Genomic DNA, 20,388 nt, shown 5'->3' with positions numbered 1-20,388 from the left:
GCATAGATTAGTGTAATTGTCGCAAAGCGAATTTTTTGAGTGTTCATGATGCTATTCTCCTCAACACCGGATAGTTTGAAGCTGACGGGAAAATCCTACAGACGAAAGAAAATACACTTCAGAAGTTGGATTACACAACTCGGTGATTTTGAACAACAGTTTTTGTGATCGGTTTTGTCGATGCCCTTTGCACAATCGCGCTCAGAGGCGGTAACTGGGTGAGCTGTAGAGCAAACGCATCGGATAGGCTAGTGAAGTTAGAACACAATTCTTAAAAACACTAATGGGCTTCAAACTTGAGAAAGTCATTCCTTGGGGACGTTCCCTGACGGAATATGTCAAAATGTTTCACTTGACGCCTAATGACCTCCATCTAAGAATTCTCGATTGTGCAGGCGGCCCTGCTAGCTTCAACGCGGAGATGACTCACCGAGGATACTCAGTGATTTCCTGTGATCCGATTTATCAGTTTTCTGCCGATGAAATCACCCAGCGTATTCAAGAAACTTACCCAACTGTGATCGATGGTGTTAAGGCCAATCTGGAAAGCTACTCTTGGCAGGATATTCAGTCACCAGAGCAGCTAGGACAAATCCGAATGACTGCTATGCAACGATTTCTGGACGATTTGCCCTTAGGAATTCAGCAAGAACGTTATGTGAGGGCTGAGTTACCGACGTTGCCTTTCGAGTGCGATCGCTTCGACCTCGCCTTGTGCAGTCACTTTTTATTTACTTATTCCGATTTACTCTCACAAGACTTTCACCTCGCCTCCATTCGGGAACTGTGCCGCGTTGCAGCGGAGGTGCGAATTTTTCCTCTGTTAAATATTTCTGGGGAACCTTCCTCGCTACTACCCTTTATCCGGAAAGAATTAGCTGCACAGGGGTATAATCTGGAAATTAAACAGGTGCCCTATGAATTTCAGAGAGGAGGTAACCAGCTGTTGCAAGTTTGGAGGACAAAAGCTCCTTATGTTACTTCCGTTTAGGTCATGATTCTGGCTGAGCTGTTGAAAGATGATGCAAAAAAAGTTGCACTTCCTTGGTAGAGCCCCCTGGAACAAGCATAGGCACAATGTATCGACTTTTGCGATCGCTGGTAAGTTTGGAATTGGTTATTTATGATTGGCTTGTTTGTCCAAACAATAAATAATAGCCAATATTAGGAGATTGATTATGTCAGATCTTGGGTTTACACACGTAGCGCTTCCTGTGAGCAATGTGGATACAAGTATCGCATTTTATTCAAAGTATGCACGGATGCAAGTTGTTCACCGCCGCACGGATGGAACTCCTAAATCAGACGTTGTCTGGCTCAGTGACCTAACTCGGCCTTTTGTGATCGTGCTGATTCAAATGCTCACGGTAGACAATCCACTCTTACCCATCGCACATCTCGGTGTAGCCTGCGAAACCCGTGAAGAAGTCGATCGCCTTTGCCATGAGGCTCGCTTGGATGATGTTTTACAACAGGAGCCCCAGGATGAGGGATACCCAGTTGGTTACTGGGCTTTTATCCGTGACCCTGACGGTCATACGCTGGAGATTTCCTATGGTCAAGAAATTGGTTTCACGGTCAAGCAAGCTACTGAAATTAAGTCCGAGGAATAATTGAATTTAGGTGAGCTGGCAATCCCCATCCAATAAGTGATTGTTCCACAGGGATACCGCCAAGGGCGATGACGCCACAGGTATCGTGCGATCGCCAGGGTGCTACGGTGGAGACAAAGTCCAGCCAAGGAGTATCCTAGATCAAGCTTCACCAGAGAAGCTAATATAGAACGAACTGAAGGATTGGATAGCAGCTCTAAGCAGAAAGCCTTAATTCGTTAATATCACGCGCAGAACTTGCAAATTGTTCCTTTCGGTAGAAGTTGGAACACTAGAAATAACGTTATTTCTTGAGTAAGAAGAATATTGATGAAAATAAATTAGTACAACTCGCTTCAGCATTTACTTAAAATTTTAGTAATCTACTTAATCCCTATTAAAAATAACGCTGAAGTCTTGGTAAGCGATGAAAACACTATTTACACTTTTTAGCAAAGAACGGAGTGAACTTCAGACAGAGATTGAGAGGGCAAGCAGCCCGGAGCAGGTTGTTCAGTTAGTTCAAAACCGACTCGATAATCTAGAGAAGAGTTACATTGGCGGGCTGAGTGTGGCTCAGGTACGTCTGGCCTCATTTTTCTTAGATACATTGCGACAGTCCATTGGTGCGCTCACGGCGGCTAATGAAACAAGGCTTTTAGAACCAGAGCCCCAGCCGATGGGCAACCAAGGCGCGAAATTTCTCTCCAATGGCTTAATTTTGAAAGTGCTACAGGCACTCATCGGTATCAGCATCTTAGGTTCCTTGTTCTCGTTGACTCAAGATACTCCAGGGGCTTGGATGGATATCTTGCTGATGACTGTGCTTGTAGGATTGGAGGTTGTCCTCCAACTCGACAAAGGTAAGCAGGACACTCATTCAGATGTGATTCAGCCTGTAGAAGCGGCTCAGCCTATCGTGCAGGTTGATAGCCAAGTCCTGCTAGATAACCTGGCAGACGCGCTGAATACCATCGATCTTGCCGTCACTTCGGCTGAGCAAGTGCAAAAACCACTCGATGCCAGTGGAATCGAAGAGTTACCCGAACTATTGAATGTCGTTCAGCGGTTGATGGGCGCGTCAGTGCTGGAGAAGCCTCAGATGGCACTGGAACTGACGAAACTTTTGCCCCAGATTTTGATGGAGCAAGGAATTCGATCGCAAATTTATCGCTCGGACGATGCTCAGAGTCATCGTGAGCATTTTGATTTCGAGCCAAGTATCGATCGCTCCACTAAAGATTACGTGACGATAACTCCTGCTTTATTGAAAGGCGATCGCTTGTTGCGGCGAGGGCGGGTGATTGAGCCAGCCTATTCCGAGCTTAGAGAGTAGCGATTCGTCGTGGCGCTTTAGCGCTAAAGCACTGACTAAAAACTAAATCTTTCGTCAAAGTCTTCATTTAAAAAATGTTTCCCTTGTAAGCAAGGATTCGGGGAAAGGATAGGTATGCAAGTTGTAGAAACAATTGGGTTTGATCTGGGGCACGGTGAAACCGCTGTGGCTAAGGCGAGGGTGGAGAGCATTGAGCCACCAGAGATGCTGGAGGTTAATAATAAGAAGGTTCAAATTACGGCGCTTGGCTGGCATCCCGACCTCGGCTATCTGGTCGGAGAACAAGCGTTAATTCAAGCTGGCGTGACTCAGCTTTCAATCTCGTTTAAGCAAAAACCAAACAACGACCTAAATTATAGGAAAACAATCAACAGTTTTCTCGAAACCTACTACCGTCTTCTGAAAGACAGCAAACAGATTGAAGGGGGGACAACCAGCCAGTTATTTGTTGGCTGTCCTTCTGGATGGTCAGTTAGCGATCGCGAAGACTACCAAAAGCTACTCAAGGAAACAGGCATTCCCTTACTGAGCGTTGTCCCCGAATCGCGAGCCGCTTTTATGCAAGCGAAGGAAGCCGGGAAACTGGACTATGACAAACTCAAGTCAGCAGTATTGATTGTTGATATTGGCTCTTCGACTACAGATTTTACCCTCGTTAAGAGCTTGCACGAGATACCGATCGATTTCGGAAGTAACGCCCTAGGAGCCTCCCTGATTGACAAAGCAATTTTTGCTCGGACTCTCGCCAACCACAAGGATAAGGCGTTACTCGAACGAGTGTTTGAGGACTATCCGCATCACCAAGCACGTTGCGAACTGGCTTGCCGAAAAGCGAAGGAAGACTACTTCTCGAATGAACAGCTATACAGCCATCCCCAATCCTATGCACGCGGCTTTGAATCGATCAACGAACAGATTTACTTTATTCCCCAGGTTAATCGTGCGATCGCACAAGAACTATTGAACCAGCCTTTACCTGAATTGGGGGGCAAGAGTTGGATTCAGTCCTTTGGCGAGGCCGTGAATGTGGCGAAGGAAAAGCTCGACCAACAAGGCATTGTGCCGAAAGTTGTACTGATGACGGGCGGTGCATCCCGGATGAAATTTACTCGTGAGATTTGCGAGGAGATGTTCCCGGAACCCGAAAGTCAGGTTCGCCCAGACCCAGAACCAGAACGGTGTATTGCCCTAGGTCTAGCACGGGTCGGACGATGGGATCTGCGGGCATCTGCATTTAAGGCAGAGGTCAACGAAGTATTCGACTCAAAGAAGGTGAAAGACCTGATTGAGAGACATATTCCAGAGTTAATCGAACGGCTGACCCAACCCCTGTCAGAGGGTTTGATTGAAAACGCCATCAAACCCAGTCTCAAGGATTGGCGAAGCAACAAAATCCGAACTCTGGCTGACCTGGAAGGGGTGATGAAGACGCAGGCAGAACAGTGGATAAAGAGCGATCGCACTCGGCAGATCGTCAACACTCAATGCGTCACTTGGTTTAACAGCAAGATTCAACCCGAATTAGCCCAACAAACCGACCCTATTTGTCGAAAGTATCAGATACCTCGAAGCAGCTTGAGGTTCGAGGAAGGAATTAACCCTGATATGGTCAACCCGGAGTTAGCGATTGGAGATACGATTCTTGCTGATACAGTATCGTTTATCGTCAATGTGGTGATTGGTGGAGGTACTGTCGGTAGCATCATCGCTCTAATACTAACCGGGCATTTGACTTGGCCTATTGTGCTAGTCTATGGGGTTTCGGTGCTTGCCGCCGGTGTGGAGATAACTCGCAGCAAAACTCAAGAGGCAATTAAGACAAAAGTGGATGTTCCTAGTTGGAGTCGTCCTCTTCTTTTGAACGACGACAAGATTGACTCTACTTGTGAGCAAATGAAACCTGAGTTGGAGAGGGTTTTTACAGAACAACTAACTAAGAATCAGGAGGCTTTTGACGAACTGATTGGGAAGGTTGGGCAAGAGTTGAAAAAAGCTCTAAATACTAAAGCGGAAGAGGCAGTAATCCTGATTCAATAAAGGAGTGAAAAGTTCGTCATCCCTCAGTTTTTGCCACTGGTAATGGCTTCTAAAGCTTCTGAGTCCAGCACCGTAATCTTACCTCCACGACTGTAGGTGACAACAGACTGGATAGTTTTGAACAACCGCACGCACTCTTCGTAGGTAATCCCGATACTGCGGGCAATTTGATAGTAGGAAAGTTTGACTTTCAACTGTTGACCCTCAGGAGTTATCTCGGTTCCATAGTGAGCGGCAAAATACTGAATAAACTGCGCCAAACGCACGATCGCTCGCTCAGAAACAAGTCCATGAACGGTGTTATGCAGCCTCTGTAGTCGCTGATTGAATACGCTGAGCATTTGTAAGGCAATCTCAGGATTTTGGCGAATGGCATCGACTAAGCCATCACGTTGGACAGTGAGAATCTGGCAATTATCCTCGGCGGTGACGGTTGCTGGAGCAATACCATTGCCAAAAATGGCAGGTGCGGCAAAAATTTCTCCAGCTAGTAAGGTACGGAGAATGGTTTCCTTGCCGGCTGGTGCTGTCTTGGTAACACGCAAAGAACCCATGAGCAGACTGTACAGCTTTGCCGGAAGGCGATCGCCTTCTTGCATGAGGATTTCCCCTTGCTGGTAGTGCTGCACTTGGCTAAAGGGTTGTAAACCTTCTAATTCCGAAGGTTCTAAATCGCCAAAAATCCGAATTTTAGAGAGTTGCTCGACGGTTGCTTGCAAGTTTACCTTAACAGGTTGAAGGTTAAAATTTTAGCATTCATACTTTACCTTAATGTCGGCAGCAGGTTCCCACTCTACCTCCTAGAGGCTAGCAGCGGGAAGATATCAAAATTGATTATTGAACTAACGCGGATTCAACTTCGCAGAGGGCTCCGATAATCACGAACTTACCGTACAGTTTGGTTCTTGTTCCGGAAATTTTTACATCAATCTGTTTGCCATCTTTTCTTTGCCCCTTAAATCGACACAAGAGGCGTTGGAGTTGCCCCTGAAGACACTGATTGATTTGCCTCGCGACAGAATCACGGTTATTCGTGCTTACTAGGTTGATTACTGACTCTAACGAAATCAGTTCCCCAAAGGTATAGCCGAAAATTTCGGCAAACCGTTGGTTAACGTAGAGAAAATTTCCATCCCCAAACATGATATAAATGCCCAGTTTCGATAATTCATCCTCAGTTGTCGCTTCTTCTTCAACAGGATGTAACTCTTTATGATGTAATTCTTGGTCTACCTGTCGGAATTTACTATAGAGTTCGGCATTTTCAAGAATGATAGCCATTTGTTGCGCCGTCATCAGCATTAAACGGGCGGACTCCTGGGTAAAGTGTGCCGGTTGCGAGTGCATCAACGTGAGAACGCCGAGCAACAGCTTACCCTTAAGGATAGGAACACAGAGTGCAGAGCGAGCTTGATAAGGCTGATTGTGTAATGTTATCCATCGCTCATCCTTCAACGTGTCACTAATCAATCCAACTTGGCGGTTTCGGACAACCCAACCCGCCAAACCTTTATCGAGAACTTCGCCGATCAGTCTTTGCTTTTGCGCTCGGATGGTAGCACCGCGAGCTAGGATACTCTCAGTGACAATACCGGACTCATCCAGTAAAAACAAACTGCCTTCTTCAGCACTGGTTAGCCGACGAGCAATGCTCAAAGTTTGTTGCAACAAACCTCTTAGCATTAGTGTCCCGTTTGAGGTTTGTAACATGGTCACCAAGCTCCTGAGGAGCTCGTGTTGAGCATCAAACGCGATTTTTACGCTTTTAAGGTGGGCAACTTCTCGGCGCAGAGCCGTTATTTCCTGAACTAGCGGATTTTGGTTTTGTGTTGGGCTGCGATCGCTCATCTTTCCCTCGTTAGTAAAATGCACCTTAACTGAAAGCTTTCAATGATTGTCCAGGGGCTGAGTGGGACAGACAGCCTGCCTGCCGTGTAGCCCGTCTGTCGTGTGGGGTATCTCGATGCCCAACTCGGTGCTATCAGCTTTCTTTTTGACTTATTACTAACTTAAAGGCTAAAGAGGTTTTTTAACCGTTTACGAACCCAAGCTACAGGATTTTTATCATCTTCTGCGGCATCGACTAACCCCATCGCTCGTAACTGCTCTTGCCGCTCGGATAATTCTTCTTGATGCTTGCCTAACTCTTCAATGATCACTTCGGCTAACTCAGGCTGTTCGTGTAAAAGTTTTTCAAATCCCTTGTTGTTGATCACAAATAGAATACTATCTTCTAAGGCTCGAACTGATGCTGTTCGAGGAATTCCTAACATCAAAGAAAGTTCCCCAAAAAAATTTCCGGTCTGAAGCGTTGTCAGCTGCTTATCTATCTTCTCTACGAAGACTTCTACTGAGCCAGATAAAATAATATAAAAGGCATCGCCTGGATCGCCTTCCCGAAATAAGACACTGGATTCTGTTAGACGTTTCCGATACCCGATTTCAATTAATTGCCGCAATTCTATGTCAGTAAAATTGTGGAAGTAAGTAACTTGCCGCAGCAAATCTCTAATGGCTAAGGGCTTTGATACTTTTTTTGCTAATTCTTGCTGCACCCTTTGAGCTGTATCTTGCCCATTGTGTACCCTTTGGAGGGTATCTTGTCCATTACTCCGAGAAAGCAGGCTTGAGGTGAATACTTCAGGGTTGCGAAACCACAAATCCAGTTGTGGGAATGGGATATTGATTCCTTGTTGGCGTAAGTTATACTCAATGATAAAGTTTAAAGAGCTTTTAATCTGAGGCTCTCGATCAATTCGATTCACCCATACCCATAGTTCAAACCCTAAGGAATTATCCATAAAGCCTTTAAAAATTACTTCAGGAGTTGGCTCATGGAATACAGATTTTTCCATATAGGCTGACTTTAAAAGAATTTCCGTTACGACTACTGGATCGCTGTCATAGGAAACACCAACAGGAATTTTAATCCTTGATTTGAAGCCATCATAGCTCCAATTTACAATTCGGTTCTCTGCCATTTTGCTATTAGGGACGACTACATAGGCTCCATCCCGTGTGCGAATTAGTGTAGACCGAATAGAAACCTCTCTTATATAGCCTGAAAGCGTATCAAGTTCAACAAAGTCTCCAACCTTTAGCTTTCTTTCTAGCAATAAAGTTAAACCACTGACAAAGTTTTTGGTTGCGTCTTGTAAACCTAAGCCAATTCCAACACCTAAACCACCTGCTAAGACGGCTAAAGAAGCGAGGTTAAAGCCCGTTGTTTGCAGGACGACGATTAACCCTAAGGTACCGAAGCTATAGCTGATGATTGTTGCGATCGCTTCTCGATTGCCTTCATCAATTCTCAGTCTAACCAGCAGCCGTTGCTTAAGGACATTCTTGCAAGCACGAGTAAGGACAAGGACAAACAGTAATGATAGTATTAGTTGAACGATCGAACCAATCGATACAGGAGTCTCCCCTAGTTTAAATAGAGGAGCGACTAGCATTTGGTAGATTTTTGTCAATATTTCCTGTGGCATATTGTTCATTTCTGTCTGTTCTATGTACTAAGTATTGGAATGCAATCATCTTGGGATTGTTGCTCAAATACCGATTGTAAAAGTATTATAAAATTCATTAACAAGATGAATTTACAAAAATTAATTTTCATTGGATAGAAAATTTGCTGTTGGAATTCCATCTAATAATCGGCAAGTCTATTTTGAGTGTCAATTGAGTAGTAAAAAACACAGCTCTTTCTAAGAAAGAGGAGTATACAGTTGGAATATTACGGCGATTTTTAAATGAATTCCATATAGCCAATGAAAAGAATCAGGTGTACAAATCCCGATTAACTATCCCCTTTTTAAGAAAGCAGGGGGAGCTGGGGCAGCAGGGGAGGCTGGGGGAGAAAAATCACCTCCCTATTCCCTACTCCCCTTGAATTGCATTGAAAGGGGGGTTATAAAAACGGATTTGGTATGATACGGAAAAAATGACTCTCTAGACAGCCCCGACGGAAGAATGCGGATACATTTTAATTCAATCCTTTTCTATGGCTTCCGGATGCAAAGAATCTCCTCTGCTCCCTGTATGGGGCGAGGCTTATCCCTATGGAAACGGCTGTGATACCAGTTTTCTACATAATTACTAGACAGACTAGGGAATGGAGGCTGGGAATGGGAGAGCGCCAATTACCAATTACCAATGAAGAGCGACTCAATTCTAGCCGAGAAAAAGAGAAATGGTATAAGTCAACAAAGATTAATAAACGTATCAAGGAAATTCAAGCTACCTCTTTAGTTATAAATTTTGGGACACTCCTCAGCTTTTAGCGAACAGAAGCACTAGATTCGTACAGGTTATTCAACATGGATTCTATATCTGGCGGTAAGGAAGTGAAATGGATACAAAAATTTCCATTATCGATCTCTCTTTCTATGACCTTTGCATAGATATCTTCGCTGGCTGAGTCTGGAGTATTGAGGGGTAACAAATTGAATTTTATATTACTTAATGGAACAACTGGATATTGAGCGCTGACTTCAGCACCCTTGGCAGAAAGCTTGACTAAACGACCTTTTAACATGACTGCACTGACGTGCTTTCCATCTAGAATGGCGTACTGGATATTAATCGATTCAGCAAGGGGAAAAAATTCTTCTTCCTGTTGCCGCAAAAATAGATTAAATGCCCCACCAATCCCGGCAACTTCATAGATCGTGACAGGTTTTTTAACGCCTTTGGTGTATACCTCTCTTTGCCCCTCAACTTCGACAATTGAGCCTGCCTCTTTGAATGTCGATTCTGAGATCAGAACTTGACCCCCTACTGTATAGGATTCGATGCGGTAAGTTAGGTTGACTTGGCTACCCACGACACCGTACTTGGTGCGCTTTTCCGAGCCAATGTTTCCTACGACTACATCGCCCGTATTGATTCCAATGCCCATTTCTAGCTGTGGCAAGTCCAATTGCTTCATTTTTGCATTGACGCAATCCATTGCTAGCTGCATCGCAATCCCACAGGCGATCGCTCTTTGAGCATCGTCCTCTCTCGCCGTAGGAGCACCAAACAGAACCAAGATTCCATCCCCCATAAACTCATCAATGGTTCCCTGGTACTGGGTAATCACATCCGCCATGTAGCCCAAGTAAAGGTTGAGGACTTTAATCACCTCTTCGGGAGGCAATCGTTCAGATAAAGCTGTGAATCCTCTCAAATCGGAGGTTAGAATGGTAATTTTTCGCCTCTCGCCACCCAGTTTTAATCCTTCAGGATGTTCTAATAAGTTAGCAACGACTTCATCAGTCAAATAGCGACCAAAGGTTTTACGAATTCCTCTAGCCGTTTGGGCGATGTAAGCCATAATTACGATGGTAGAACCCGATAGAGCTAGAATCGGTGGAATAATCGGTATCCACCATCCCGCTAAGAAGGCAATATAGGTGCTGCCGACTAAAGCCCCCCCGGCAAGAATCGGGCCGAATGCGCGATGGATGGAAAAATTGGTAACGCCACCCGTGTATCGTCCCTGCCAACTTAAAACCCCACCGACGGCTGCCCAAAACAGAATCCACAGCCACTCGGATGACTCTGGCCAACTCTTGATCAGGGAGCGCCCTTCGAGGGCAGCACTGAGTACTTGACTGGCGATATTCGCATGAATTTCTACCCCAGCCATGCGCTCTGGGCTGCTGAGCAGACTGCTGCTGTAGGGGGTAAAGTATAAATCTGGGAAACTTTCGCTCACTCCACCAATTAAGATAATGCGATCGCGTCCCCACTCTTTCGGCACCTTATTGTTGAGAATATCCCTCATCGGGACAATGGTGAAGTGGTTGCTTGGCCCCCGGTAATTCAAAAATACTTGGTAGCCTCCATCATCCGCTCGGATATAGCCCCCATCATTGGATTGAAAGCGGTCAAAAGTTGTTTTACCTAACCGCCAATCCGTTGTTCCTGGAATTTCCTTGATCTGGATGTTTTCCTTCTCCAAATACAGCAAAGCCACATACATACCCAGGGTCGCCATCGTATCCCCTTTTGCCGTCTCCACGAACAGCAAATCCCGCCGTACCTTGTTATCGGCATCCAAGATCAGATCGTTAGAACCCACTTGTCCTTTATCTTTGAGTACGGGGGGCGGTGCCACCGCCTCGCGGCTGTTATTGCCAACTACCTTTTGAATTCCAATTAAATTTGGGGTGGATTTAAACACCTGAACTAGTTTTTCATGACCCGGTTCGACGGGCAAATCGCGATAAATGTCTAATCCGATGGCTCTCGGCTGCATCGCTTTGAGCTTCTCCAGCAATCGAGCATAGACTTCATCGGGAATAATCGGCTGCCCAATGGATTGGATATCCGCTTCATCAATACCCACGATCACAATTCTGTTGTCTCGTGGTTCGGTAGCACGTAAACGAGAATACTGGTCATAAGCGGCCCACTCCCAAGGCTGTAAAAAACCGAGCATCCGCAGGAGAATCACTAGTCCTGCGATCGTGGGAGCCGTAATCCACACCCCGCGCCAGTCCCAAAGCAGCCGCTTTAATCGTTCTCTCATAAGATTGTGTTTAAAAGTGAACGGAAGGATGAAGTTTAAAGTATGAAGTATGAAACAATTTTCGGCTTTATTCTGTATCTTCTCTGCTTCATCCTTGTTTGATCAGTTATCGGCTCTACAACATTCAACCAGTGGTGCATTAGCGATCTCTTTTAGCTCCACTGACTCTAACAATTCTTTCCAGGCTGCATTGATATTGCGATCGCTCGGACGGTCATGGCGTAATTGAGCCAAAATACTGATAGTTTCTTGCCAAATTCCGGCTTTTGCATACACCTCTGCTTTCTTTAGGGGTTGTTTGGCAGCCGCTAACTGATTCCTCTGAGCTGAAGTTAGCCCAGTACGCTTGAGCGACCCTTCAACTGCTATATTCTCCGACTCGTTGTCCGGGTTGCAGGTGAGCCCAAACTTCCAGTCATATTCTTGACCCGTGTCCAGTGCTACATTTTTCGGAAGGCTCAGTTTCACTACACCAGGAATACCCTTCAGGGTCAAGGTTGTCTGGTAAACGAGCTGTCCTTGCTGGTCGGAAACTACAAATTTTGCGGATTTTGCTGGTGTTTTAGGAATATACCAAAAGAATGTCGGCTGAGCTGAAACGGTGGTTATTACATTACTTTGGGGAGACAAGACTATTAAAGTTGAGTTGCTTCTGAGGCAAGAAATCGGTGAGCGCGTCGCTCCCCCGATTGAACTCCGGGGAGAGCCTACAGGCGTGCGTGGGAACTTAATACTGACGTATAGCGGCTGTGCGCCCAGCTGTGGTGTCTGAAAATATAACGGCGTAAATGCAACACACAAAGCAATCGAAAGAGTTGCTAAATGCAAACTAGACTTCTGATACCCCATTCTTTAAACCCCTCCTTTTTAGATCAGTAGAGATTATGTCTTGACAAAAAAGCAAAAATATGTACTAAAGACTCTTCAAGAGTTATTCAACTTGCGAAGCTCTCCATCCTAGCTTTTCGTCAGTAGATGTCTTATGAAAGTACAGTCGGAAACTTTACAAAATCGTTCCTGATACTTGCTATTTTCATGGTTGGTGGCGGCGTTTCCACTATGAGGTTTATATAGTCTCTTACAGTTTGGCTGCGACGCGTCGTATTTACTTATCTCCCAGGCTCTTACCACTTATGCAAGTCAGCTCAGTACTGGATCTGGACGGGTGTTCCGGCTCATTCCCCAAGAAACAGGTGAAACATCAACGAACTCGTTCAGTTGACTTTTGATTTTTGATTTTGTTTGCCTAATCACTTATAGCTGATTTCAGACTCTGGCAAAACTCACCAATAGCGGACAATCCCTCAGTGGGTGTGCCTTCTGCCAAGCGTTTGACGAAGGCGCTGCCGACAATTACCGCATCGGCTCCCCAATTCTTGATCTGTAGAGCTTGTTCTGGCTGGGAGATGCCAAAGCCAACGCCAATGGGTTTATCGGTTACAGCACGCATCTGCTGGAGGATGTCTTGAACTCGTGATTCTATCTGGTTTCTCATTCCTGTGACGCCAGTAACACTAACCAGATAAATGAAGCCCTGAGACTGATGTGCGATCGCTTCAATTCGCTCTTTTGAACTTGTCGGTGCCACCAGCAAAATTACTTCAATCCCAATTTCTGCGGCTGGTTCCAAGAGCGATCGTGCTTCCTCTAAGGGCAAGTCTGGCACCACTAACCCTTTAACGCCCGCCTCAGCAATCTGCTTTAAAAATACTTCAATGCCTCGGTTCAGAATCGGGTTGTAGTAGGCAAAAAGAATGATAGGCGCTTTCAGCTGAGGCGTAACCTCCTTCACCATCTCTAAAACATCATCCAAGCGCACACCTCGTTGTAGCGCTCTGGTCGCCGCCGCTTGAATGGTTGGGCCATCTGCCAGGGGGTCAGAGTAGGGAACCCCCAATTCGATGAGATCCGCACCAGATTGGTCAAGAACCCGTAAGGCTTCTGCTGTAGTCTTCAAATCGGGATCGCCAGCCGTGATAAAGGGAATCAGGGCGCACTGGGAAGAATCGTGTAGGGATTTGAAGCAAGCAGAAACCGAGGACATTCGATTTTGGATTTTGGATTTTGGATTGAAAAAGGAGCTAGCCCCAGCAACCCATTCAGGGGTGCAGAAACTAGAGCAATGTTAATTATTACCGATCAGTGGCTTCAGATTGCTGCTCTTTTTCAATTTCTGCTTGCAGCTGAGCCAATTCATCTGGTGTCATCTGTTCGAGACGCTTTTGCAGGACAGCGTTCTTATAGTCTTTCACCTGCTGGTTGTAGGTCATCTTCTTTGTCCCAGCTCGGAACAAGTAGGTTAGCAACCAGCCAAATAAACCACCCACCAATACAGCCTGACTCCAGATACCGGCCTCCAGACTATCCAGCCCAGCTAGCTGTAAAAGTAGATACATGATTCCGCCAGCGGCAAATACACCGAAGGCGATTCCGATCGCGTCAATTCGTCGCATTTAGCAATAATTTAGCAGATGCCATTTATGCCTGAATCTGACGCCGCTTGGGGCGAAAGTTCAGGAAGGGACTCAGGAGCAACAAGCCTGGAAAGAAGAAGAACACGAGGAAGTACATGAAACCCCGCTCAAAGGAGCTAGCAATATACCACCGTTTCTGTAGATAGAGATAGAGGGCGGCAGGAACGACTAAAAGGTAGACTCCGCTCAAGACCAAGTACAGCAGTGCAACAAGCATAGTTTCTGTTCAGGGCAAACAACGAAAAAGTGCTGGCTAAGTGTGTGCGGCGCAGATTCGCACGTTTAGGAGCAGTTGACTCGCTTTAGCTCAAGGCTCAAAGCGGCTTGCTCAACTTTCCCATTCTACAGTGTGACAGTTCTTTGATGTCCTAGTTGCATATAAGACCTACTTAGTGGTGCAATAGATAATTGCATCGGTTCTATAGTAAGATTAAAATTCTGTGCAGCCGAGCACGGGGGCGTGGCGGAATGGTAGACGCTACGGACTTAAAATCCGTTGACCTTAAACGGTCGTGTGGGTTCAAGTCCCACCGCCCCCATCAAGATTCGTCAGTTAATTTTGTATTTGTTGTGGCCTGGAAGCAAGTCTAGAAGCTGCTCCTTGCTTCTAAATCAACTCCAAGAAGCCCTTACCTTACTTGCCAAATCATAATCGTTATGAGTACACTATATGAAGAAAAACTCATAACGACTACAAGTTAACATCACTAAGGAACAAAATAGATGCTGAAAAATCGCGAAGGGGAAAGAGTTCCTAATGTCACATTCAGAACCCGTACTGATAGCGAATGGGTTGATGTGACAAGCGATGAGCTGTTTAAGGGTAAGACTGTGATTGTCTTTTCTCTACCTGGAGCCTTTACGCCTACTTGTTCATCCACTCATGTACCGGGCTACAACGAGTTGGCTAAGACATTTAAAGAAAACGGTGTTGATGACATTATCTGTATGTCAGTCAACGACACCTTTGTGATGAATGAGTGGAAGAAAACGCAAGAGGCAGACAACATCACCTTCATTCCCGATGGTAACGGTGAATTTACCGAACAAATGGGAATGCTCGTTGACAAAGAAAGTCTGGGTTTTGGTAAGCGGTCATGGCGCTATTCCATGTTAGTCACCGATGGTGTGATCAAAAAGATGTTTATTGAGCCGGAAGTAGAGGGCGATCCTTTTGAGGTGTCTGATGCGGAGACCATGCTCAATTACATCAACCCCAATGCTGCTAAGCCCAAGTGTGTTTCACTGTTTACTAAAGTGGGTTGTCCCTTTTGTGCCCGTGCTAAGCAGGCTCTAAAAGACCGGGGAATTGATTATGAAGAAATCGTTCTGGGCAAAGATGCTACCATGCGCTCTTTACGAGCTGCTACGGGTGCAACAACGGTTCCACAAGTATTTATTGACGGAAAACTCATTGGCGGTTCTGAAGCCCTTGAGCAATACTTAAGCGCTTCAGTCGGTTGAGGTGAGAAACAAGATCCCCGACTTTTTTAAGAAGTTGGGGATCTGAACACTGCCTTTTGCCTATTTCTCATACAGTTCTAGCGGTAAGTTATCGGGGTCTTTAAAGAAGGTATATTTTTTACCCGTAATCTCATCGATCCTAATCTCTTCAACTTCTATATCCTTGGCTTGTAACTGAGCCACTGATGCATAGATATCGTTAACTTCAAAGGCTAAGTGTCTCAATCCACACGCTTCAGGGGTACTCAGTCTTTGCGGTGGATTAGGGAAGGAAAAAAGCTCGATGCGATCGCTTTCACCGACTTGTAGGTCGAGTTTATAAGAATTTCGTTCTTTTCTATAGGTTTCTTCGATAATCGGAAATCTTAAGATATCAACATAAAATTGTTTGGATTTCTCGTAGTCTGAGCAGATGATTGCTACATGATGGATTCGCATGGCTTTTTCCCATTCTCCACAGTCCAGTCTAATGCTAGTGAAAGCGCGATCGCACTGGCAGCCAATCAAGCCTGCTTCCGTTCACTCAGCATTGATTCTTGGACAGCCTGCACTAGTTCTTCTTCCGTGCATTGATACAAATCACGCAGGCGAAATACCTGCCAGACTTCCATTTTGGGCGTTGTCCTACCCTTTTCCCAGTTGCGGATTGAAGACAGCGAGCAATTTAATTCATTTGACACGTCAGCAATTCTCAGACCTATACGTTTTCTCAAGCCTGTCAAGTTCATAAGTGACTGAACGTTCTAATCAGGTTAGCGTTAAAAGTTAGCGTCAAAACTTAGCGCTAAAACTTGACAATTGACAAATGCTGTAGTAATGATTTTCAATTTTGAGAGACAAGGCGTTAGTGCATCACCGCCAAGAGACTCACTAACGCCCTTTCCTCTATTACTTAAGGAATAAACCGATCATGCCACATAATCCTAAGCACATTGCTTACCTAAAACAGCTCAATCCTTGGGCGATCGCTCGTCTCCTGCCAAATTGTCAACGGACTATTGTTGGTCGGTTCCGCAGTCGGTCTGATGCTGATGGTCACTTGCAGTGTTTGCGTCAGCTTATTCCCTATGCTTCTTTTGTTGTGGTGTTTGACCCTCTGCCTGATATGGAACCAGTAACGGCTTCTGCTGAAAGAACAGAAGAAGTGATTGTTTGAGGGTGATGAGGGGCAAGTACCCGGATTGACCCATCCCGGTTTCTGGTAGAGAAGAAGGATTGTACTACTGGAAAAAAGGCGCTATTGCACTACTACTCAAAAAACCCGCTTCTAAAGCTAAGAAGCGGGTTTGCTTTTATCTGTATTTGTATGCCACAGGAAGTAGGCTTCTTCCCGCATTTCCTAGAGCTACCTAGACAACTGAGGGTACGGCAACGCTTATGAAATTTCTGTTCTCATCCACCTCTCCAACTTTCTAATTTCTTTTATTAAATATTAATAATTGTATTTTTTTGTTAAATTAAATCATTAAACTCTTCTTCAGTTATACCAATATCATCGAGAATCTTAGTAAGTAGCCATCCTCCAACTTCATTACATCCGTGATTTGGGACAGTAGTTGCTCGTCCATCTGAATGCTTCCATCGAGCATGGGCGCACTTCTTCTTCACCTTCTCAAAACCAATACGCTTGAGAACTTTCTCGATAACACTCACCTTCACTTGCATTTTGTTGTTTTAACCTAAATTGGGTTAGGCGGCAAGATGAGTCAGTTCCTTGGCATACAGTCTTAAGTTGTCTAGGTCTATACCTAAACTAACCCTAAAGTTAGAGTAAGTCAACCTCAAACAAGCCTATTTAGACTTGCTGCATCGCAGGAGCATATCCAGTTAAATTGACTACATTACTTCTTATATTTTACTAAGCGCTTACAGTCATTAGTTCAACGTCTGAAGGTAGGATGCGCCCTTCTTCCTCGTATTCTTCTTTAATCATCTCAAACACACAAGCCAGCTCACTAAGTGCTTCATCTGGCGTTCGTCCCCAAGCATGACAACTCTGGATCGCTGGTATATAAGCTACAAATGTGCCATTGTCATCAGGACGAATAACACTAATATAGTCTTGTAGCGATTTCATATCTAATTTTTTATAAAAACAATAGACTTGGTTGCTACTACTAGCATAATCTAGATTAGTCGCCATTCACGGGCATCAATGAACTGAGATAAATGCCCTACATTAGTTGTAGCCACTATAACTTCATTTCCTTCCTCTGCTACTAATCTAGCCTGAGCTGCCAGAATCACATCCCCATCAAGTGCTTTGGGGTCTGCTGTTGGTCGTCCTCTCCTTCGTGCTTCCGCCCAAAGTTCAGCCGCTTTGATCATCACTTCTGTAGTAATAGGACGGTAAGTAATTGCAGCTTTGAGTTGATCAAGTCGCCTAATCCCCGCCACCTTACCAACTCGAAGCAACTCACGCCGCAGCTCATAATCAGCAATCTCAGGTAACATCACCTCATAGCCTTTCAGAGGTAAATCATCTAACCAAAGCTTGCACTCTTGGCAAATAGCAGATGAAGTTTTGGGGTTTGTCACCATTCCTAATGGCCCCGTATCCAGCATGACTATTCTACTCATGGAAACAAGGGCCGATTAGAAAGACGATCTTCATCAAGCGCCTGACGAAGATATTCCCAGGTTTCGGTCTGTTCTTGCTCATCTCCTTCTTCTATCCATTGTCTGGTCAAATCACTCAGAGCTTTGTGCTGCTGAGCTAGTCGGTTAGCTTCAAGAGCTTCAGGTATAGCTTTTTGCTCAGAAGCATCTGATGGTGTTGGCTTTAGGATGACGCTTTGACGAAATAAGCGAATAATTTGTAGCAAGTTGGGCAAGTATTCTTCAGGTATTTGCTGGATTTCAAGAATCAACTTGGCTAGGACGTGATTGTCATTTGCAGCAGAGTTGTCTTGTTGGGAACCGCCTTCGGTACTCGGTGTGTTGGTTACAGTACTTAAATCTTGCTCAGGCATTGTTTCTTCCTTTAACTCATCTTTCCCTACCTTAACAACCAGCTAAAATTTCATTCTCCTGTAATTTGTTCCCGTACCCAAGCTCTAAAAGATCTCATCTTTCATCTGGGTTAGGGGTTTTTGAGTCGTATTAGCAATGTAGCGCGCTCGCACGGATTTACCCCTCCCCGCAACGGGGAGAGGAGCAAGGAGAAAATTCCGACTCCCCAAAACTCTATATTTACGTCGTCCCAGCCTCCGCAGGAGCAGTTGTCTCCTTCAATTTTTGCTAAGTTTGTGTAAGCTCTAACTACTGAAGAGATTTAAAAAGCATGAGCAGACTTTTAGGAATTGCACTACTTATCCTGGGTATCTACTTTCTAGGTCAGAACATTATCTTCGCAACTCACTACTCTCCCTACCTCTGGCGCGACATTCCTGCCGCCGCTTCAGTTTTAGCAATTATGGGGGGTATTATAAGCATTCTATTTTTCTCCAGACAAACTGGCAATTTCGGTTGGATCTTGCTGGGGCTTGGTGCTGTCCTAGTCTTTTTGAGTGGCGGCGTTATGTTAAAACCAACCAGCCTGTGGAACTTCTTCATTTCCTTTGCTGCTTTAGCGGGGGGTTTTCAGTTGATAACGCAGGGTAGACTCAGATTTTAGGATAAAGTTAGTTTCAGCAACTAGGGCTGTATCCTTGAAACTTTACTTAGACATGATTACCTCTTTTATAGGATTTAATCTCTAATTTAAACTTGAGTAAGGTGGGCATTTGCCCACCTTACATTAATTACCTCGCTGCCGTAGGTATCCCCAAAATATCCTCAATCCTAGGCATTTCTTCCAACGAAATCACGCGCCCTTCATCCTCAAAATTAGCGATTTGATCGAAATTTAAATACCGATACAAATCACCTGCAAACGGATGAATCTTCTTCGCCACAATGTCCATATATTCCTGCACAGTAGGAATCCGTCCTAACATTGCACAAACTGCCGCTAATTCAGCAGAACCGAGATAAACTTGGGCATCCTTACCCATGCGGTTATTAAAGTTGCGCGTCGAAGTCGAGAACACCGTTACGCCATCTTTCACACGCGCCTGATTCCCCATACACAGAGAACATCCTGGCATTTCCGTTCTCGCACCTGCTGCACCAAAGGTACCGTAGATACCCTCTTCCTTCAGTTGCTTTTCATCCATCCGGGTTGGGGGACAAATCCACAGGCGAGTCTTAACAGGAGGTTCGCCTTCCAATACCTTCGCTGTGGCACGATAATGACCAATATTCGTCATGCAGGAACCAACAAATACCTCATGAACCGGGTCATTAGCCACCTCAGATAGTAACTTCACATTATCCGGGTCATTGGGTGCGGCGACAATCGGTTCCTTGATTTCATTCAAGTCAATCTCGATAATTTCCACATACTCGGCATCGGCATCGGCTTCCATCAGTACCGGATTCGCCAACCACTCTTCCATCTTGGCGACGCGGCGCATAATCGTCCGCGCATCCTGATAGCCTCGCGCTACCATGTTGGTTAACAGCGCCACATTTGATCGCAGATATTCCGAAACTGTCTCCACACTCAGCTTAATCGTGCAACCCGCACAAGAACGTTCAGCACTGGCATCAGTGAGTTCAAAGGCTTGCTCTACTTTTAAATCAGGCAACCCTTCAATTTCCATAATCCGCCCGGAGAAGACATTCTTCTTATTCTTCTTCTCCACCGTCAGCAACCCTTTTTGCATCGCCACATAGGGAATTGCATTCACGATATCCCGCAGTGTGACACCGGGTTGCAACTCACCCTTAAACCTGACTAACACCGATTCTGGCATATCTAACGGCATCAAACCCAAAGCACCGGCAAACGCCACTAACCCGGAACCGGCTGGGAAAGAAATTCCCAAGGGGAAGCGAGTATGAGAGTCGCCACCTGTTCCAACAGTATCCGGCAATAGCATCCGGTTCAGCCAAGAGTGAATAATGCCATCACCGGGACGCAAG

Annotated in this window: 22 protein-coding genes and 1 tRNA gene; 8 read left to right on the top strand and 15 right to left on the bottom strand. The window is 45.3% G+C overall.

The window, feature by feature from the left end:
* Positions 1-283 precede the first annotated feature (283 nt).
* The 4 genes from V6C93_RS07085 to V6C93_RS07070 all read left to right on the top strand — a co-directional run bounded on the left by V6C93_RS07085 (position 284) and on the right by V6C93_RS07070 (position 4,965).
* Positions 284-991 carry an SAM-dependent methyltransferase gene (locus V6C93_RS07085; RefSeq protein ID WP_333475951.1) on the top strand — a complete coding sequence of 236 codons (708 nt, stop codon included), beginning with the start codon at positions 284-286 and terminating at the stop codon, positions 989-991.
* Positions 992-1,178: 187 nt separating this feature from the next.
* Positions 1,179-1,613, top strand: coding sequence for a VOC family protein (locus V6C93_RS07080; protein ID WP_333475950.1), 435 nt, complete (start codon positions 1,179-1,181; stop codon positions 1,611-1,613).
* A 406-nt stretch (positions 1,614-2,019) separates the two neighbouring features.
* Positions 2,020-2,928: a hypothetical protein gene (locus V6C93_RS07075; protein ID WP_333475949.1), complete on the top strand. Its 909-nt coding sequence runs from the start codon at positions 2,020-2,022 to the stop codon at positions 2,926-2,928.
* 114 nt (positions 2,929-3,042) lie between these two features.
* A complete protein-coding gene (locus V6C93_RS07070; protein ID WP_333475948.1) occupies positions 3,043-4,965 on the top strand; it encodes a hypothetical protein in 1,923 nt (640 codons plus the stop codon).
* Positions 4,966-4,988: 23 nt separating this feature from the next.
* On the opposite strand, the gene V6C93_RS07065 is transcribed toward V6C93_RS07070, so the two are convergent.
* The 8 genes from V6C93_RS07065 to ndhL form a co-directional block, all read right to left on the bottom strand.
* Positions 4,989-5,684: a Crp/Fnr family transcriptional regulator gene (locus V6C93_RS07065; RefSeq protein ID WP_333475947.1), complete on the bottom strand. Its 696-nt coding sequence runs from the start codon at positions 5,682-5,684 to the stop codon at positions 4,989-4,991.
* 115 nt (positions 5,685-5,799) lie between these two features.
* A complete protein-coding gene (locus tag V6C93_RS07060) occupies positions 5,800-6,837 on the bottom strand; it encodes a GAF domain-containing protein (RefSeq protein ID WP_333475946.1) in 1,038 nt (345 codons plus the stop codon).
* Positions 6,838-6,974: 137 nt separating this feature from the next.
* Positions 6,975-8,462, bottom strand: coding sequence for a mechanosensitive ion channel domain-containing protein (locus tag V6C93_RS07055; protein ID WP_349262636.1), 1,488 nt, complete (start codon positions 8,460-8,462; stop codon positions 6,975-6,977).
* 782 nt (positions 8,463-9,244) lie between these two features.
* Complete coding sequence (locus tag V6C93_RS07050) at positions 9,245-11,482, bottom strand: adenylate/guanylate cyclase domain-containing protein (RefSeq protein ID WP_333475944.1); 2,238 nt, start codon at positions 11,480-11,482, stop codon at positions 9,245-9,247.
* Between the two features lie 102 nt (positions 11,483-11,584).
* Complete coding sequence (locus tag V6C93_RS07045; protein WP_333475943.1) at positions 11,585-12,331, bottom strand: DUF928 domain-containing protein; 747 nt, start codon at positions 12,329-12,331, stop codon at positions 11,585-11,587.
* A gap of 397 nt (positions 12,332-12,728) precedes the next feature.
* Complete coding sequence (gene trpA, locus V6C93_RS07040; protein ID WP_333475942.1) at positions 12,729-13,526, bottom strand: tryptophan synthase subunit alpha; 798 nt, start codon at positions 13,524-13,526, stop codon at positions 12,729-12,731.
* Between the two features lie 88 nt (positions 13,527-13,614).
* Positions 13,615-13,935 (bottom strand): DUF3007 family protein, encoded by a 321-nt coding sequence (locus V6C93_RS07035; protein ID WP_333475941.1) that lies wholly within the window; start codon positions 13,933-13,935, stop codon positions 13,615-13,617.
* Between the two features lie 25 nt (positions 13,936-13,960).
* Positions 13,961-14,173, bottom strand: a complete 213-nt coding sequence (ndhL, locus tag V6C93_RS07030) for an NAD(P)H-quinone oxidoreductase subunit L (protein WP_333475940.1) — start codon at positions 14,171-14,173, stop codon at positions 13,961-13,963.
* A 237-nt stretch (positions 14,174-14,410) separates the two neighbouring features.
* Between ndhL and V6C93_RS07025 the strand changes: the two genes are divergently transcribed.
* Positions 14,411-14,495, top strand: a tRNA-Leu gene (locus V6C93_RS07025).
* A 184-nt stretch (positions 14,496-14,679) separates the two neighbouring features.
* Complete coding sequence (locus V6C93_RS07020) at positions 14,680-15,420, top strand: glutathione peroxidase (protein WP_333475939.1); 741 nt, start codon at positions 14,680-14,682, stop codon at positions 15,418-15,420.
* Positions 15,421-15,480: 60 nt separating this feature from the next.
* Here the strand turns inward: V6C93_RS07020 and V6C93_RS07015 are convergent, their stop codons facing one another.
* Together V6C93_RS07015 and V6C93_RS07010 are read right to left on the bottom strand one after the other, a co-directional pair.
* Complete coding sequence (locus tag V6C93_RS07015) at positions 15,481-15,858, bottom strand: VOC family protein (RefSeq protein WP_333475938.1); 378 nt, start codon at positions 15,856-15,858, stop codon at positions 15,481-15,483.
* 65 nt (positions 15,859-15,923) lie between these two features.
* A complete protein-coding gene (locus V6C93_RS07010; protein WP_333475937.1) occupies positions 15,924-16,148 on the bottom strand; it encodes a helix-turn-helix transcriptional regulator in 225 nt (74 codons plus the stop codon).
* 182 nt (positions 16,149-16,330) lie between these two features.
* Between V6C93_RS07010 and V6C93_RS07005 the strand changes: the two genes are divergently transcribed.
* Positions 16,331-16,576 carry a hypothetical protein gene (locus V6C93_RS07005; protein WP_333475936.1) on the top strand — a complete coding sequence of 82 codons (246 nt, stop codon included), beginning with the start codon at positions 16,331-16,333 and terminating at the stop codon, positions 16,574-16,576.
* Positions 16,577-16,872: 296 nt separating this feature from the next.
* Here the strand turns inward: V6C93_RS07005 and V6C93_RS07000 are convergent, their stop codons facing one another.
* The 4 genes from V6C93_RS07000 to V6C93_RS06985 form a co-directional block, all read right to left on the bottom strand.
* Complete coding sequence (locus tag V6C93_RS07000; RefSeq protein WP_333475935.1) at positions 16,873-17,085, bottom strand: type II toxin-antitoxin system HicA family toxin; 213 nt, start codon at positions 17,083-17,085, stop codon at positions 16,873-16,875.
* A gap of 193 nt (positions 17,086-17,278) precedes the next feature.
* Complete coding sequence (locus V6C93_RS06995; protein ID WP_333475934.1) at positions 17,279-17,497, bottom strand: type II toxin-antitoxin system HicB family antitoxin; 219 nt, start codon at positions 17,495-17,497, stop codon at positions 17,279-17,281.
* A gap of 50 nt (positions 17,498-17,547) precedes the next feature.
* Positions 17,548-18,000 (bottom strand): nucleic acid-binding protein, encoded by a 453-nt coding sequence (locus tag V6C93_RS06990; protein ID WP_333475933.1) that lies wholly within the window; start codon positions 17,998-18,000, stop codon positions 17,548-17,550.
* On the bottom strand, positions 17,997-18,392 hold the full coding sequence (locus V6C93_RS06985) for a hypothetical protein (RefSeq protein ID WP_333475932.1): 396 nt from the start codon (positions 18,390-18,392) through the stop codon (positions 17,997-17,999). The genes V6C93_RS06990 and V6C93_RS06985 overlap by 4 nt, the downstream gene beginning before the upstream one ends.
* Before the next feature lie 311 nt (positions 18,393-18,703).
* Here V6C93_RS06985 and V6C93_RS06980 point away from each other — a divergent pair, with 311 nt between their 5' ends.
* A complete protein-coding gene (locus V6C93_RS06980; RefSeq protein WP_333475931.1) occupies positions 18,704-19,036 on the top strand; it encodes a hypothetical protein in 333 nt (110 codons plus the stop codon).
* 127 nt (positions 19,037-19,163) lie between these two features.
* Here the strand turns inward: V6C93_RS06980 and V6C93_RS06975 are convergent.
* Positions 19,164-20,388: aconitase family protein (locus tag V6C93_RS06975; RefSeq protein WP_333475930.1), on the bottom strand; the 1,225-nt coding region annotated here is incomplete at its 5' end.

It is taken from the genome of Allocoleopsis sp. (assembly GCF_036703385.1).
In the GTDB taxonomy this organism is placed as follows: Bacteria; Cyanobacteriota; Cyanobacteriia; order Cyanobacteriales; family Coleofasciculaceae; genus Allocoleopsis.
This window is presented reverse-complemented; position numbering and strand designations above follow the sequence as displayed.

Coding starts and splice junctions, on each gene's coding strand:
- V6C93_RS07085 (WP_333475951.1), top strand. CDS start 284: ATGGGCTTCAAACTTGAGAAAGTCATTCCTTGGGGACGTTCCCTGACG.
- V6C93_RS07080 (WP_333475950.1), top strand. CDS start 1,179: ATGTCAGATCTTGGGTTTACACACGTAGCGCTTCCTGTGAGCAATGTG.
- V6C93_RS07075 (WP_333475949.1), top strand. CDS start 2,020: ATGAAAACACTATTTACACTTTTTAGCAAAGAACGGAGTGAACTTCAG.
- V6C93_RS07070 (WP_333475948.1), top strand. CDS start 3,043: ATGCAAGTTGTAGAAACAATTGGGTTTGATCTGGGGCACGGTGAAACC.
- V6C93_RS07055 (WP_349262636.1), bottom strand. CDS start 8,462: ATGAACAATATGCCACAGGAAATATTGACAAAAATCTACCAAATGCTA.
- V6C93_RS07050 (WP_333475944.1), bottom strand. CDS start 11,482: ATGAGAGAACGATTAAAGCGGCTGCTTTGGGACTGGCGCGGGGTGTGG.
- V6C93_RS07045 (WP_333475943.1), bottom strand. CDS start 12,331: ATGGGGTATCAGAAGTCTAGTTTGCATTTAGCAACTCTTTCGATTGCT.
- trpA (WP_333475942.1), bottom strand. CDS start 13,526: ATGTCCTCGGTTTCTGCTTGCTTCAAATCCCTACACGATTCTTCCCAG.
- V6C93_RS07035 (WP_333475941.1), bottom strand. CDS start 13,935: ATGCGACGAATTGACGCGATCGGAATCGCCTTCGGTGTATTTGCCGCT.
- ndhL (WP_333475940.1), bottom strand. CDS start 14,173: ATGCTTGTTGCACTGCTGTACTTGGTCTTGAGCGGAGTCTACCTTTTA.
- V6C93_RS07020 (WP_333475939.1), top strand. CDS start 14,680: ATGCTGAAAAATCGCGAAGGGGAAAGAGTTCCTAATGTCACATTCAGA.
- V6C93_RS07015 (WP_333475938.1), bottom strand. CDS start 15,858: ATGCGAATCCATCATGTAGCAATCATCTGCTCAGACTACGAGAAATCC.
- V6C93_RS07010 (WP_333475937.1), bottom strand. CDS start 16,148: ATGAACTTGACAGGCTTGAGAAAACGTATAGGTCTGAGAATTGCTGAC.
- V6C93_RS07005 (WP_333475936.1), top strand. CDS start 16,331: ATGCCACATAATCCTAAGCACATTGCTTACCTAAAACAGCTCAATCCT.
- V6C93_RS07000 (WP_333475935.1), bottom strand. CDS start 17,085: ATGCAAGTGAAGGTGAGTGTTATCGAGAAAGTTCTCAAGCGTATTGGT.
- V6C93_RS06995 (WP_333475934.1), bottom strand. CDS start 17,497: ATGAAATCGCTACAAGACTATATTAGTGTTATTCGTCCTGATGACAAT.
- V6C93_RS06990 (WP_333475933.1), bottom strand. CDS start 18,000: ATGAGTAGAATAGTCATGCTGGATACGGGGCCATTAGGAATGGTGACA.
- V6C93_RS06985 (WP_333475932.1), bottom strand. CDS start 18,392: ATGCCTGAGCAAGATTTAAGTACTGTAACCAACACACCGAGTACCGAA.
- V6C93_RS06980 (WP_333475931.1), top strand. CDS start 18,704: ATGAGCAGACTTTTAGGAATTGCACTACTTATCCTGGGTATCTACTTT.